Source organism: Gottfriedia sp. NPDC057991 (genome assembly GCF_042886615.1).
Lineage (GTDB): Bacteria > Bacillota > Bacilli > Bacillales > Bacillaceae_G > Gottfriedia.
Map to the genome: position 1 here is coordinate 201,840 of NZ_JBHVQN010000001.1, position 14,828 is coordinate 216,667.

Below are 14,828 nucleotides of genomic sequence, written 5' to 3' on the forward strand. Positions count from 1 at the left end.
AAATGAAAGACCAATATTATGTAATCGGTCAACCGATTGGTCATTCAATGTCACCAACTATGCATAATGAATGGTTTCTCTCTAATCAGATTTCGGGCCACTATTCAGCAAAAGAAGTTGGGATAACAGAATTAGAATCAGTTATGACAGAATTTCGTTCAACTGTTAAAGGATTTAATGTTACAGCACCACTAAAAGTAGAAATTATGCAGTACTTAGATGAAATTGATCCATTGGCAAAAGCAATTGGAGCTGTTAATACAGTTATTAATAAAAATGGAAAACTTTTCGGTAAAAATACTGACGGTATGGGTTATTGTAGAGGCTTATCCTATATTTTGAAAAATCCGATTGAAGAAGAAAAGATTTTGATTATTGGTGCAGGCGGTGCTGCTAGGGCAATCCTTTATAGTTTACTGCACTTGGGTGTTAAGCATATTACAGTCACCAACCGAACAATCGAAAAAGCAGAGGAACTACTAGATGGTAAGCTGATGAATGAGGTTAATATTATGTCTATTTCAGATGCTGAAGAACATTTAGGTCACTTTTCTCTTATCATTCAAACAACTTCTGTTGGAATGAAGCCAAATGAAAATAGTACGCCATTAGTACTAACTAATTTATCACCAGATGCAATTGTATCGGACCTAATATATAGCCCATTTAAAACAGTATTCTTAAAAGAAGCTGAAGAAAGAAATGCGACTATACAAAACGGATTACCGATGTTTATTTATCAAGGAGCATTAGCATTTCAAGAGTGGACGGGAATTTTTCCAAATACGATTGATGCATACTCATTATTAGAAAGAAAACTTGGAGGAACAAAATGTTAACAGGTAAACAAAAAAGATTTTTACGTTCGAAAGCTCATCACTTAAACCCTATTTTTCAAGTAGGTAAAGGTGGAGTTAATGAAAATATGGTTAAGCAAATTTCAGAAGCACTTGAAGTTCGAGAACTATTAAAAGTAAGCATACTTCAAAATTGCGATGATAATCGTTATGATGTAGCAGAGCAGTTAGCTGAAACTTCAAATGCTGAACTAGTACAAGTAATTGGACATACAATTGTTTTATATAAAGAGTCTAAAGAAAATAAAACAATCGTACTACCTTAATATGTTAAATACCGTTAATTAGAGGAGAAGCGGATTAATGGATAAACAAAAAGCACTTTCACTTGTAAAAGAAAAACTAACAAACGGGCGTTTTACACATACTATTGGTGTGATGGATACTGCAGTTAGACTTGCCGAGAAGTACGGTGCGGATGTAAAAAAAGCAGAATTAGCTGCAATTTTCCACGATGTCGCAAAATGTATGCCGATAAAAGAGTTAAAATCTATCATGGAAGAAAATAAACTTTCATTAAAGCTTTTAAAGTATAATAAAGAATTATGGCATGCTCCTGTTGGTGCATTTCTTACTGAACATGAATATGGGATTGATGATAAAGAGATTTTACAAGCAATCACATATCATACAAGTGGTCATAAAGAGATGAATTTATTAGATAAAGTAATTTATGTAGCAGATTATATTGAACCTAATCGTAGTTTTCCAGGTGTAGAGGAAGCTCGTGAATTAGCTGATCAAGATTTAGATCGAGCTTTATTATTTGCATTAAAAAATACAATTACATTTTTGATTAATAAAGAACAAACAGTCTACCCATTAACGGTTAAAACATATAACTCAATATTAAGACAAGTTAAAAGCCAGGGGGAATAAAAAGAATGAATGAAAAAGAATTAATGATGCTAGCTGTAAATGCTGCTGATGATAAAAAAGCTGAGGATTTAGTCGTATTAGATATGAAAGGAATTTCTGCAATTGCAGATTATTTCATTATTTGTCACGGTAATTCAGATAAGCAAGTTCAGGCTATTGCAAGAGAAGTAAAAGATCAAGCCCAACAAAATGGTAAAGATGTTAAACGTTTAGAAGGATTTGATGAAGCTCGTTGGGTATTAGTAGACATCGGTGACGTTGTCGTTCATGTTTTCCATCGTGACGAAAGAAACTATTACAACTTAGAAAAACTTTGGGGAGATGCACCTTCTCTTGATGTTTACGGAGAGCTTCTTTCATGACATACAATCGCTTCGCGTATTTGTATGATCAATTAATGAATGATGTCCCTTATGAAAGATGGGTTCAATTCTTAAAAAATGTTTTTCAAAAATACGAAATGCTTCAGCCTTCAATTTTAGATATAGGATGTGGAACAGGTACATTACCCATCTCATTGGCAAAATTGAACTATTCAATTAGCGGGGTTGATTTATCTGAGGAAATGTTAAGTGTCGCAATGGCAAAAGCAGAACGGGAAAAAGTTAATATCCCTTTTTTTCAACAAAATATGGTGGAATTAGAAGGGTTTGATCAATTAGATTGTGTAACAATTTTCTGTGATTCACTTAATTATTTAGAAACAGAAGATCAAGTAAAACAAACCTTTAAAAAAGTAAATGAAAGCTTAAAAGATAATGGTTTATTTTTATTTGATGTACATTCTCCTTATAAAATTGAAGAAATCTTCGGTGAAGAGACATTTTTTATTGATGATGCAGAGTTAAGCTTAGTCTGGTCTTGTACGCAAGGAGAACATCCATTAAGTGTTGAACATGATTTAGTTTTCTTTATGAAAGAGGAAAATCGTGATTTATACGAACGTTTCGAAGAGTATCACAATCAAAGAACATTTCCAATAAATACGTATAAAACATTGTTAAATCAAACTGGATTTGAAGTGAAAGAAATCATAGCAGATTTCGATGAAGCTGTAGATGGTACGTCTGAACGAATCTTTTTTATAGCAATGAAAAAATAAAAAACCCTTTAAAGAAAATTCCTTTTCTTAAAGGGTTTTTTACTTTATTAGTCTTACATAATTGAATTTTGTATTTTTGTTACGAATGGAGTAAAGCGGTATAATCATTTTTAAGAATCAAAATTGTTCCTTTACACGCTCAATCTCCTTATCAAACTTATCATGTGTTTTTTCAAAAATTTCTTCGAATAAATCTCCTACTCGCGCTTCTAATACTTTAATCCCTTCTCCAGTAATTCCGCCTTTTACACATACCTTTTCTTGAAGTGTTTCAAGCGTAAAATGTTTTTGTTCAATTAACTTTCCAAAACCAATAATCATTTCTTCTGCTAAAATCGTTGCTTGCTCTTTTGAAATTGAGGTTTGACAAACAGCCGCATCGATAAATTTTTGAAGTAAGTAACTAAAAAATGCAGGACCACAGCTTGCGATATCCGATGAAACTCTTGTGATATCTTCTGTAATCATGACAGGTTTAGAAATGTTCGAAAAAAGCTCGATTATTTTCTCCTTACTTTTGGCCGTACACCTATTCCCGAAATTAACTAAAGTTACCCCACTCAATGCTTGATTCGTAATGCTTGGAATAACACGTGCAACTTGACAAGGTAATATCGCTTCTAATTGTTCAACATTAATCGGACTAGTGATCGATATAACGCAATGTTTTTTAGTGAAATGCTTTTGTAAAGATGATAAAAGTGGCTGAATTTCTAAAGGTTTTACACACACTAATACAATTTCTGAAGCGGTAATTACTTCTTTGGCTGTCTCAACAACATTTAAATCAGGATATATATTTTTTAGCTCATAAGCTTTATACATTGAGCGGTTTGTAACAGTTAATTCGGAGGGCTTCACGGCATTTGATTTTATAAATCCATTTAGCAATATAGTGCCCATATTTCCTGTACCTATGATTCCTACGTTCATGAGTACATCCCTTCCTTTGCATACATTCTCTCCTACACTATATGAAGCAAGGTCGAAAATAATGATATAAGTTAAAATGGAGGACTAATAATGAAAAAGTTAATTCATAATAAACTAGTTTGGATCGGTCTCGTAATTGTTGGTATATTAGTCGTAAATTTTTATCAAACTGAGCGTAAAAATGAAGTAGTTTTTGCGAAACAATCACTCGAAGAAGAAATAGTAAAGAAAAACGATGATCAGAAAAAAGAAGTTAATATGCCTGTTATATCAAAAGTATTAATGGTTGATGTAAAAGGTGCAATACAAAAGCCAGGTGTAATCCGATGTAACGAGGGAGAACGTGTTTTTGATGTGATTAGATTGGCGGGTGGATTTAAAGAAAAAGCTGATGTTAATAAGGTTAATTTAGCTGAAAAAATATTTGACGAGATGGTCATTTATGTACCGTTCATTGGAGAAGAAACCGATCAAACCATCATTACTAATAGAGGGGATGAAACCAAACAAAATGAGACGATTGATATAAACCATGCATCACAAGCAGATTTGGAAAAAATACCGGGTGTTGGTCCAGCAAAAGCAAAAAATATTTTAGATTATATTGATAAAAACGGACCATTTACTTCAGTAGAACAATTAGAATCTGTAAATGGAATCGGGAAAAAATCCCTTGAAAAAATGACTCCGTTTATTGTCATTCGCTAAATTAAATTATATGAGTATTTATTTAGCTTATAATGTTTTTGTACAAATAATAACAATCGTCTTTTTTAAAAGTTATAATTTATTCTTTATATTAATATTACTCATTTTAATGATTTTTTTAGTCGGAAAGAAAAAATGGCTACTTTTATTACTTTGTATTATTTCGCTATGTATTACGTCTAGTATTTGTTACCTACAAAACAATAAGATGAATTCCCCTAAACAAAAGCCCTCGCAAAATTTTCGTGGTGAGATTATTTCTACTCCAATAATAGATGGTAATAAAGTTTCGTTTACATTTAAACTCCATAATCAAGAAATCTTACTAAATAGTTTTGCTAATACAAAAAAACAATTAAAAGTTTTTCAAAAAAGAAAAATAGGTGAAATATGTGAAGTAAAAGGTGAGGTTACATTGCCTTTAGAAAATTCGAACCCATACTTATTTAATTATAAGAAGTATTTATTAAATCAAGGAATTCACTGGATTTTTACTGCAAATCCAAATAGTTTAGGGGATTGTAAAAATGGAAATCGAACCATCCTTCAATCAATAAATGATCGTCGACATACCTTAACTAAATATGTAGAGATGAATTTTAATTCCAATACAGAAGGTTATATTAATGCGCTCCTATTTGGGGAACGGTCAAAAATGAATGCAATTACAGAATCTCAATATCAAATAGTGGGAATTGTGCATTTACTTGCGATTAGTGGTTCTCATATTAGTTTGTTGAGTCTTGTCATCTATTTTTTATTAATTAGAATTGGAGTAACGAAGGAAACCAGCTTATTTATAACAATTTTGTGTATTATATCGTATGGATTTCTAGCAGGTGCTTCAGCATCAGTTGTCAGGGCAGTTATTATTGGTGTTCTAGTTTGCTTCTACAAGTTAGCAAAAATGAAAGTTGACATTACTTCGCTATTATTCACTTCTTGTATAATCATGTTAATTGCAAAACCAAATTATATTGATGATATTGGATTTCAATTTTCCTTTGTAACAAGTTTTGTACTTGTTTTAACTTCTGAACAAATTTTAAATTACAAATCTTGGTATGCAAGGGCTTTTTTTACATCGAGTATTACGCAACTAGTATCAATCCCAATATTACTTTTTAATTTTCACGAATTATCACCATACAGTATAATAATTAACTTACTTTTCATTCCTTATATCAGTTTTATCATTATGCCACTATGTATTTTTTGTTTTAGTTTAAGTTTTATTAATTTAGAAATCAGTGAACAGTTAACATTTCTGCTAACATTCTTTATTAATTTGTCAGATCAATTACTGAGTATATGCATGCAATTACCGTTTATTAAGTTGATTTTTATACATCCTTCAAAAGGAATTCTGCTTTTATATATAGTGCTAATCTTTTTAATTTTATACTATATGGAAAGTGAGAAAGGGAAGAAATTATTTATTAATTGTGTGATTGGATTTTTTATTCTTATAAGCGGGCATTTATTTTATCCCTCTATTAACCCGGTTGGAAAGATTATGTTTATTGATGTTGGTCAAGGGGACTGTATTCTTATAAAATTGCCTTTTAATAAAGGGAATTATGTAATTGATACTGGAGGTAAGTTAACTATAAAAGAAGAAACGTGGATGAAGCGTAAAAAACCATTTTCAACAGGCAATGATTTATTGATTCCAATTTTAAAAGGAGAAGGAATTAGTAAAATAGATAAATTAATATTTACACATGGTGACATTGATCATATTGGAGGCGGAAAGGAGGTACTACAATCATTTCACGTAAAACAATTAATCGTAGGTGACAAGACGAATTTCACTTCAGCAGAAAAAGAAAGAATTAATATAGCCATAAAAAAGGGAGTCGAGATTAAAAAAATAAGTGAAGGTATGAGTTGGAAAATCGGTACGAATTATTTTCAAGTTATTTCGCCAATTAAAGATTATGTAGGTGAGGAAAATGAAGGGTCAATTGTTCTAAGGGCATACATAGGTGGGAAGAATTGGATATTTTCTGGTGATTTAGATGAAAATGGAGAAAATCGGCTGATCTCTAAATATCATGATTTAAAGGCAGATGTTTTGAAAATAGGGCATCATGGGAGCAAAACATCTACTTCCGAAAAATTTATTAAAGCAGTTATGCCGAAAATTGGCATTATTTCAGTTGGGGAAAAAAATAGATATGGTCATCCAACAAAAGAAGTACTTAATCGATTAAAAAAGTACAATGTTGAAATCTTACGTACTGATGAACTTGGTGCAATAACTTTTGAATTTAAAAGAGGACAAGGTACCATTTATACATTTAAAGCATATCGTAAAACAAATAACAGAAACCAAGAAGAAAATTAAAAAGACTGCCGAGGCAGTCCAATCATTTGATTCTATGTATTATCGCGTTACAAACTCCACAATTGTTGCGATGATAAATAGAGTTGCGAAGAAACCAAATGAAACAGCAAAGCCAACGCCAGAATCTGTTGAATCATTACGTTTGCTTTGAACATTTTTTTCAAAAGTATTCACAAATAACCCCTCCTAATTCAATTTTAGTATAAATCAATATAACTAAAAAATCCATAGTATGTTTGTTTTAGTTATACCGTTTTAAATGAAGAAACCGGGTCTTTATTTAAAACGTTAATATAAATTAGAGATTAGTATTTACTAATCTCTTCCTTCTCATGTAGGACATGATATACTATACTAAGAAAATTAGTGTAGAGGAGCAAAACATGATTAATGATTTACATAAAAAATTGAAAAAGAATGTGTCACCAATGTATTTATTGGTAGGTACTGAAGATTTTTTACTTCAAGAAGCGGAAAACTTAATCGTGAAAGCAGCTTTACAAGGAGAAATTGATGATTTTAACTATCAAACATATGATTTAAAAGAGGCCTATTTAAGTGAAGCTCTTGAGGATGCTCAAACACCGTCCTTTTTTGGCGGCAACAAAGTCATCATCATAAAATCATGTTTGTTTTTAACAGCTCAAAAAGAAAAAAATGTACAAGATATAGAACCATTATTTGATTATATTGAAAATCCTGCACCTTTTACTACTGTTGTTTTTGTTGCTCCTTTTGAAAAATTGGACGAGCGAAAAAAAGTAACAAAAGCGTTAAAAAAACAAGTAGAGCTAGTTGAGTGTCATCCTGTTGAAACGAGTAATTTAGACGGCTGGATTAAAGAGCGATTCACTGGGAATGTAACGATTACTAAAGAGGCAATTGAAAAATTAAAACTACTCGTTGGAAATAATTTATCGATATTAAAACTTGAATGTGAGAAGCTACAATTGTTTATTGGGAATGAAGGCGAAGTTGATGCAGATCTAGTAGAATTGATGGTAGCAAAAACCATTGAACAAAACGTTTTTGCTCTTATCGAAAAAACAGCAGTTAGACAGACAACTGAGGCACTTAAAATTCTTCATGAGCTATTGTTTATAGGTGAAGAACCGATAAAGATTGTTGCATTGTTAGCTAGTCAGTTTAGGTTATTGTATGGGATAAAACAATTATCAAGCAGTGGATATTCCAATAATCAAATTGCTTCTTCAGTTGGCGTATCACCAGGAAGAGTGTTTTATGGACAAAAGCAAGCGAATAACTTTCAAGTAAGTGAATTAAAAGAAGCAATACGTTTAATTGCTGAAGTTGATTATAAAATGAAGACTGGTCAAGGAGATAAAGTTATGATCCTTGAAATGTTAATTCTTCAATTAAATAAATAATGGTTAGAAAATCTGTCTTAAATGATTATTAGTTTAAAAAATCAAATGGCATTCCAATAGCATTAAATTGGAATGCCATTTTTTTATGATATAAAAAGGCTGTAATTTTCAATCTTCAACTTTTACAATTTGTTATAATGTAGTAATTGTGAAAGTTTACCAATAAGTGGTATTGGGGAGATGGGTGAATGGAGGAAATTCCTAAAGAAATAAAAGTTGTATTAGATACATACTTTCAATATTTTGATTTGAAATTACCTCATTTAATTGATTCTTTTTATCTGTATGGATCGATAACATTAGGTGCTTTTAAGAATGGATTTAGCGATATCGATTTTATAGCTGTTGTTAAGCGCAAAGTATCTGAAGCCGATGTGAAAATACTGAGAGAAATTCATAAAGATGTGCAAAGAAAGTTTCCTAATTTAATTTTGGATGGGTGGTATATTCTTAATGAAGATATACAGTCCTTAAATGAAGAAGTGAAATTATGTATTCGTTTCAATGATGGGGAGTTTCAAGGTTTAAATAAATTTGAAAAGAATTCAATAGATGCTTTTCAATTAAAAAAATACGGTATTACAGTAAAAGGGCTAAATATTGAAAATGTGGATATTTCGGTTAACTGGGATACACTACTATCTAATATGAGAGATAATCTTAATTCTTATTGGCTTAGCTGGGTAAACGATTGTAAGAAGTTCCCTACAGTTAAATACTTGAGTTTATTTGTCAGTTTAAGAAGTATTGAATGGGGGATTTTGGGAGTTTCTCGACTTTATTACACATTTAAAGAAAAAGATATTACATCGAAAGTAGGAGCAGGTGAATATGTTTTAGAGACGGTTCCCCAAAGATGGCATAAGATTATTAAGGAGTCAATGAGATTACGAACTGATCATAAAAAATCATATTACAAATCAATTTATAAAAGAAGAAAAGATGCAATTGACTATATGGAGTTTTTGATTCAAGAATGTAATAAACTGATTCGATAAGCGATCCCATATTTATAAATATGAATTTATAAAACATCTGATTAGATTATTAAAAAACGTCCAGTGAAAAACTTTATTGCACGAAAAAATGGTGTCTCAGATGAGACACCATTTAATTCATTACGCGTTCATAGCGTTAACTTTTTTAGCTAAACGAGACTTTTGACGTGAAGCAGCGTTTTTGTGGATTAGATTGCTGTTAACAGCTTTGTCTAATTTTTTAGAAGCAGTTAATAAAGCTTCTTGCGCTTTTTCAGTTTCGTTATTAGTAACTAAAGCTTCAACAGTTTTCACTGCAGTACGCATTTCTGATTTTAGAGATGCGTTGTGAGCACGATGAGCTTCAGCTGTTTTTACACGTTTAATAGCTGATTTAATATTTGGCATACCTTTCACCTCCCGAATGCAGTCGAGAAATTTGCCTCGAATACAAATAGAACAAAACTTATTTTATCAAAACAAGTCCCATTTGGCAATAGAATTCATAAAGCTATTTTCGCCTTTTCAAAAGAAAAATAAACATCTCGTTTAGAATTGGTAACATCTAGCTAAACTAGTTAAGAAGAGAATTGTTAAATTTCGATGAGTATTGTGGAGGCTAGATAAATGAGTGAGTTGGATTTAAGTCAATATAGTGTTCGAACAGATTTAGCAGTAGAGGCAAAAGAGATGCTCGAGGAACGTGAACAGACAAAGGAAGAAATTACCGGCGTAATCGTTAAAGAGCGTGAAGCAGAAGGTGTAAGTATTTCTCATGTTCATATTAAAGAATCGGCATCTGAAAGAATCGGTAAAAAGCCAGGGAATTATTTAACGCTTCAAGTTCAAGGTATTCGTGAACAAGATACTGAACTTCAAGAAAAAGTTGAAAAGGTTTTTGCAAACGAGTTTTCTGCTTTCTTAAAAAATTTAGGAATTACGGAAGATCAAACTTGTTTAGTTGTCGGCTTAGGAAATTGGAATGTGACTCCTGATGCACTTGGTCCAATGGTCGTTGAAAATTTAGTTGTTACGAAGCATCTTTTTGAATTACAGCCTGAAAGTGTACAAGATGGTTATCGTCCAGTTTGTGCTTTATCCCCGGGTGTAATGGGAATTACTGGTATTGAGACGAGCGATATTATTTCGGGTGTCATTGATAAAGTAAAACCAGATTTTGTCATTGCGATCGATGCACTTGCAGCTAGATCCATTGAGCGAGTTAATACAACTATCCAAATTACAGATAATGGCATTCATCCAGGTTCTGGAATAGGGAATAAACGTAAGGAATTAAGTAAGGAAACACTAGGGATTCCGGTAATTGCTATAGGCGTTCCAACCGTTGTTGATGCTGTTGCTATTACAAGTGATACAATTGACTTCATTTTAAAACATTTTGGACGAGAAATAAAAGAGGGAGACAAGCCTGCTAAAGCGCTAATCCCTTCAGGAATGGCATTTGGAGAAAAGAAAAAGTATACCGACGAAGATATGCCTAATGAAAAGGAACGAATGGCATTTATGGGGATTGTAGGAACACTTGAAGAGAATGAAAAACGAAAACTGATTCATGAAGTATTGTCACCACTAGGTCATAACTTAATGGTTACACCAAAAGAAGTGGATACATTTATTGAAGATATGGCAAATATTATTGCTGGTGGTATGAACGCTGCTTTGCATTCTAAAATTAATCAAGACAATATTGGCTCATATACTCATTAATATTTCGTAAGTGAGGAGAAACAAATGAAATATATGGTTCGGTATTTTACGCTAATCATCATTTTTTCTGTAACAATCATTACTTGTATGCAATTTGCGAAAGACGGAATAAGTAAAGTTACTTCGACTGATTACTATCATGTAGACGATGTAGTAAAAATCTCAAAAGAAGATGGGAAAGCTGGTCCAGTACTTTTTGGAAAAGATTACACGAAAGAAGGACTAGCAATTAGAGAAAATCATTTAGAAAGATTAGGGGCATTTAATTATTTTACAGTTATTGGTAAAGGACTATCCCATTTTGTTACGTATGTAACTGAAAAAGGGGTTAAGATTGTTGAAAAAATTCCTTCTATTATTGATAGCTTTAATTAGACCTTCTAAACTTCATTCGACATATACTGCTAATAGAGATTGAATATTTCCCTATTTTTTTGATATAATCAAAACTATCTATGCTGTCGAGAAATTTAGGAGTGATGAAATGAACAAAGAGTCAAGATCAGAAAGACAAAAGAGAATTAGAAACTTTTCAATCATCGCACACATTGACCATGGAAAATCTACATTAGCAGATAGAATTCTTGAGAAAACAAATGCACTAACTCAGCGTGAGATGAAGTCTCAGCTATTAGACTCAATGGATTTAGAGCGTGAACGTGGAATTACCATTAAATTAAATGCTGTGCAGTTACAATATAAAGCTAAAAATGGAGAAGAATATATTCTTCATTTAATCGATACACCTGGACATGTCGACTTCACTTATGAAGTTTCACGTAGTTTAGCAGCGTGTGAAGGCGCAATTCTTGTAGTTGATGCTGCACAAGGTATCGAAGCACAAACATTGGCGAACGTATATTTAGCTTTAGACAATGATTTAGAAATCTTACCAGTTATTAATAAGATTGACTTACCGAGTGCAGAGCCTGAGCGTGTAAGACAAGAAGTTGAAGAGGTAATTGGATTAGATGCTTCTGAAGCGGTATTAGCATCTGCTAAAGCAGGAATCGGAATAGAAGAAATTCTAGAGCAAATCGTAGAAAAAGTACCAGCTCCAACAGGTGATCCAGATGCGCCTTTAAAAGCACTTATTTTTGATTCATTATTCGATCCATATCGTGGTGTTGTAGCTTATATTCGTATCGTAGATGGTACTGTAAAAGTAGGGCAAAAAATTAGAATGATGGCTACAGGTAAAGAATTCGAAGTAGTTGAAGCTGGAGTATTCACTCCTCGCACTACACAACGTGACGAATTAACTGTAGGTGACGTAGGTTTCTTAACAGCTTCTATTAAAAATGTTGGAGATACTCGCGTTGGGGATACAATTACCCTTGCTGAGAATCCAGCAACTGAGCCACTACCAGGTTATCGTAAATTAAATCCAATGGTATTCTGTGGATTATATCCAATTGATACTTCTAAATATAATGATTTACGTGACGCACTTGAAAAGCTTCAATTAAATGACGCAGCTTTACAATTTGAAGCAGAAACTTCACAAGCTTTAGGTTTTGGTTTCCGATGTGGATTTTTAGGATTATTACACATGGAAATCATTCAAGAGCGTATTGAACGTGAATTCAAAATTGATTTAATTACAACAGCACCAAGTGTTATTTATAATGTTTACACAACAAAAGACGATATGATTATCGTTGATAACCCTGCTCATATGCCAGACCCTCAATCAATTGATCGAGTGGAAGAGCCTTACGTAAAAGCAAAAATCATGGTTCCAAATGAATTTGTTGGAGCAATCATGGAGCTTTGCCAAAAGAAACGCGGGAACTTTATCGATATGCAATATTTAGATGCTAACCGTGTAACATTAACTTACGAAATTCCATTATCTGAAATTGTTTATGATTTCTTTGACCAATTAAAATCAAGTACAAAAGGTTATGCATCATTTGACTATGAACTAATTGGTTACAAAGTTTCTAAACTTGTGAAAATGGATATTTTATTAAACGGTGAACAAGTAGATGCTCTTTCATTTATCGTTCATAGAGACGCTGCTTATGACCGTGGAAAAATTATCGTTGAAAAATTAAAAGAACTTATTCCAAGACAACAGTTCGAAGTACCAGTTCAAGCGGCAATCGGACAAAAAATCGTTGCTCGTTCAACAATTAAGTCAATGGGTAAAAACGTATTAGCAAAATGTTACGGTGGGGATATCTCTCGTAAACGTAAGCTTTTAGATAAGCAAAAAGAAGGTAAAAAGCGAATGAAAGCTGTTGGATCTGTAGAGGTTCCACAAGAGGCATTCATGGCTGTTTTACGTATGGATGATTAATAATTAATAGGGATTCATCGATTATAGAATTGATGATTATCTAAAGATGCCACCGTAATTTATTTGCGGTGGCATTTTTAAATTTTAGATTGATAATTTTTTACTCAAATTGTTATGAATAAAAAGTAAGATGTAAATAATGATTAATAATAGTAAAGCGATTAATTAGACAAATATCATAAGAAAATATACAATCATAAAGTTGAAATCAACAAGAGTCCCTGAATCTGCACCTTAGAAGGTATTGGATCAGGGGCTTTTCACATAGAAAAGAGGAGAAGGTATGGCATCTTCCGTTTATATTCATATACCATTTTGTCAGCAGATTTGTTACTACTGCGATTTTAATAAATTTATGATGGACCGTCAGCCGGTTGATCAGTATTTAGAATATCTAGAAAAAGAAATTGTTGAAAGTTTAAAAAGAAATCCGATTTCAGATTTGAAAACAGTTTTTGTAGGTGGAGGAACTCCTACTGCATTAACTTTACCTCAAACTCAAACGTTAGTAGATATGATTATTAAACATATCATTAAGGGGAATAAAGAAATCGAAATGACTTTTGAAAGTAATCCGAATGAAATTTCAAAAGAGAAGCTTCAAATTTTAAAAGATGGTGGAGTGAATCGAATTAGTTTTGGAGCACAAACATTCGATGAAGGTTTACTTAAAAAAATTGGACGAACACATTCACCTAATGAAATAGAAGAAGCAATTCAAACCGCCAAAGAAGTTGGAATTGATAATATCAATCTTGATTTAATGTATGCTTTGCCAGGTCAAACAATGGAGCAATTCGTTGATTCATTGGATAAAGCTATGAAGTTACCGATTCAGCATATTTCAGCGTATTCATTAATTATTGAACCAAAAACCGTGTTTTATATAGAAATGAATAGGGGTAAACTTAAGCCGGCTCCCGAAGAAGATGAAGCAGCTATGTATGACTTTTTAATGAAGTATTTAGAAGAAAAAGGTTTTCATCAATATGAAATCAGCAATTTCGAAAAGAATGGCTTAGAAAGTAAGCATAATCTTGTTTATTGGAATAATGAAGAGTATTTTGGATTTGGTGCAGGAGCACATGGCTATATTAATGGAATTCGATATTCAAATGCGGGACCGTTAAAGAAATATTTTCAATTAATCGATGAGACTGGTGTCCCAATTGTTCATGAGCATACTGTAACAAAGCAAGAAAAAATGGAAGAAGAAATGTTTTTAGGATTACGTAAAATGCAGGGAGTTTCGGAAAGGAAATTCCAAGAAAAATTTGGTTCAAACTTTAATGAAGTATTTCCGAACGTAATTGAAAAACTAATGCAAGATGGATTAGTCGAGATGAATGGAGCATTTCTTCGATTAACCCACAAAGGGAAGTTACTAGGAAACGAAGTATTTCAAGCATTTTTACTTTAAAAGCAGTAAGTGTGAAGAGCAGGAAAAGTGGATGAGATAAGGGACATTAGAAAAGATAGTATGTATTTAAAATTTCCTATTCCATTAATCGTGCACTTCTTTATTCCTGCCCTTAACTTCTTGACATCGTATAAAGGATTTGTTAAGTTAATAATATATTTAGCACTCACTAGATAAGAGT

General features: G+C 32.2%; 16 protein-coding genes. 13 read left to right on the plus strand and 3 right to left on the minus strand.

All coding sequences use genetic code 11. The annotated features are described in order from the left end of the window. The first annotated feature begins 2 nt into the window (after positions 1-2). The 5 genes from aroE to ACFVR2_RS01005 are packed head-to-tail and all read left to right on the plus strand — an operon-like array spanning position 3 to position 2,838. Positions 3-839 carry a shikimate dehydrogenase gene (gene aroE, locus ACFVR2_RS00985; protein WP_387358061.1) on the plus strand — a complete coding sequence of 279 codons (837 nt, stop codon included), beginning with the start codon at positions 3-5 and terminating at the stop codon, positions 837-839. Then, positions 833-1,123 carry a ribosome assembly RNA-binding protein YhbY gene (gene yhbY, locus ACFVR2_RS00990; protein WP_387358063.1) on the plus strand — a complete coding sequence of 97 codons (291 nt, stop codon included), beginning with the start codon at positions 833-835 and terminating at the stop codon, positions 1,121-1,123. Before aroE ends, yhbY begins: the two co-directional genes overlap by 7 nt. A 37-nt stretch (positions 1,124-1,160) precedes the next feature. Further along, positions 1,161-1,736, plus strand: coding sequence for a bis(5'-nucleosyl)-tetraphosphatase (symmetrical) YqeK (yqeK, locus tag ACFVR2_RS00995; RefSeq protein ID WP_387358065.1), 576 nt, complete (start codon positions 1,161-1,163; stop codon positions 1,734-1,736). A 5-nt stretch (positions 1,737-1,741) separates the two neighbouring features. After that, positions 1,742-2,098: a ribosome silencing factor gene (rsfS, locus tag ACFVR2_RS01000; RefSeq protein WP_056472801.1), complete on the plus strand. Its 357-nt coding sequence runs from the start codon at positions 1,742-1,744 to the stop codon at positions 2,096-2,098. Further along, positions 2,095-2,838 (plus strand): class I SAM-dependent DNA methyltransferase, encoded by a 744-nt coding sequence (locus ACFVR2_RS01005; RefSeq protein WP_387358067.1) that lies wholly within the window; start codon positions 2,095-2,097, stop codon positions 2,836-2,838. The genes rsfS and ACFVR2_RS01005 overlap by 4 nt, the downstream gene beginning before the upstream one ends. 117 nt (positions 2,839-2,955) lie before the next feature. On the opposite strand, the gene comER is transcribed toward ACFVR2_RS01005, so the two are convergent. After that, positions 2,956-3,771: a late competence protein ComER gene (comER, locus tag ACFVR2_RS01010; protein WP_387358069.1), complete on the minus strand. Its 816-nt coding sequence runs from the start codon at positions 3,769-3,771 to the stop codon at positions 2,956-2,958. A 90-nt stretch (positions 3,772-3,861) separates the two neighbouring features. Here comER and ACFVR2_RS01015 point away from each other — a divergent pair, with 90 nt between their 5' ends. Next, a complete protein-coding gene (locus ACFVR2_RS01015; RefSeq protein ID WP_387358071.1) occupies positions 3,862-4,479 on the plus strand; it encodes a helix-hairpin-helix domain-containing protein in 618 nt (205 codons plus the stop codon). Positions 4,480-4,489: 10 nt separating this feature from the next. Then, positions 4,490-6,829, plus strand: coding sequence for a DNA internalization-related competence protein ComEC/Rec2 (locus tag ACFVR2_RS01020; protein ID WP_387360412.1), 2,340 nt, complete (start codon positions 4,490-4,492; stop codon positions 6,827-6,829). Positions 6,830-6,868: 39 nt separating this feature from the next. On the opposite strand, the gene ACFVR2_RS01025 is transcribed toward ACFVR2_RS01020, so the two are convergent. Next, positions 6,869-7,003, minus strand: a complete 135-nt coding sequence (locus tag ACFVR2_RS01025; protein ID WP_097978154.1) for a YqzM family protein — start codon at positions 7,001-7,003, stop codon at positions 6,869-6,871. Positions 7,004-7,212: 209 nt separating this feature from the next. On the opposite strand from ACFVR2_RS01025, the gene holA reads away from it, so the two are divergent. Both holA and ACFVR2_RS01035 read left to right on the plus strand, forming a co-directional pair. Then, positions 7,213-8,217, plus strand: a complete 1,005-nt coding sequence (holA, locus tag ACFVR2_RS01030) for a DNA polymerase III subunit delta (protein WP_387358073.1) — start codon at positions 7,213-7,215, stop codon at positions 8,215-8,217. Between the two features lie 188 nt (positions 8,218-8,405). After that, on the plus strand, positions 8,406-9,215 hold the full coding sequence (locus tag ACFVR2_RS01035; RefSeq protein WP_387358076.1) for an aminoglycoside adenylyltransferase domain-containing protein: 810 nt from the start codon (positions 8,406-8,408) through the stop codon (positions 9,213-9,215). 120 nt (positions 9,216-9,335) lie between these two features. Here ACFVR2_RS01035 and rpsT read toward each other — a convergent pair whose 3' ends face one another. Further along, entirely contained in the window at positions 9,336-9,602 is a 267-nt protein-coding gene (gene rpsT, locus ACFVR2_RS01040; RefSeq protein WP_056472820.1) for a 30S ribosomal protein S20, read from the minus strand. Positions 9,603-9,821: 219 nt separating this feature from the next. Here rpsT and gpr point away from each other — a divergent pair, with 219 nt between their 5' ends. The 4 genes from gpr (at position 9,822) to hemW (ending at position 14,647) form a co-directional block, all read left to right on the plus strand. After that, the gene (gene gpr / locus ACFVR2_RS01045) at positions 9,822-10,922 is read left to right on the plus strand and encodes a GPR endopeptidase (RefSeq protein WP_387358078.1); all 1,101 of its coding nucleotides are present in this window, start codon (positions 9,822-9,824) and stop codon (positions 10,920-10,922) included. Between the two features lie 24 nt (positions 10,923-10,946). Continuing rightward, complete coding sequence (locus ACFVR2_RS01050; protein WP_387358080.1) at positions 10,947-11,297, plus strand: DUF3679 domain-containing protein; 351 nt, start codon at positions 10,947-10,949, stop codon at positions 11,295-11,297. Positions 11,298-11,406: 109 nt separating this feature from the next. Next, the gene (lepA, locus tag ACFVR2_RS01055) at positions 11,407-13,227 is read left to right on the plus strand and encodes a translation elongation factor 4 (RefSeq protein ID WP_387358082.1); all 1,821 of its coding nucleotides are present in this window, start codon (positions 11,407-11,409) and stop codon (positions 13,225-13,227) included. A 283-nt stretch (positions 13,228-13,510) separates the two neighbouring features. Next, positions 13,511-14,647: a radical SAM family heme chaperone HemW gene (gene hemW / locus ACFVR2_RS01060; RefSeq protein ID WP_387358084.1), complete on the plus strand. Its 1,137-nt coding sequence runs from the start codon at positions 13,511-13,513 to the stop codon at positions 14,645-14,647. The last annotated feature ends 181 nt before the right edge of the window (positions 14,648-14,828 follow it).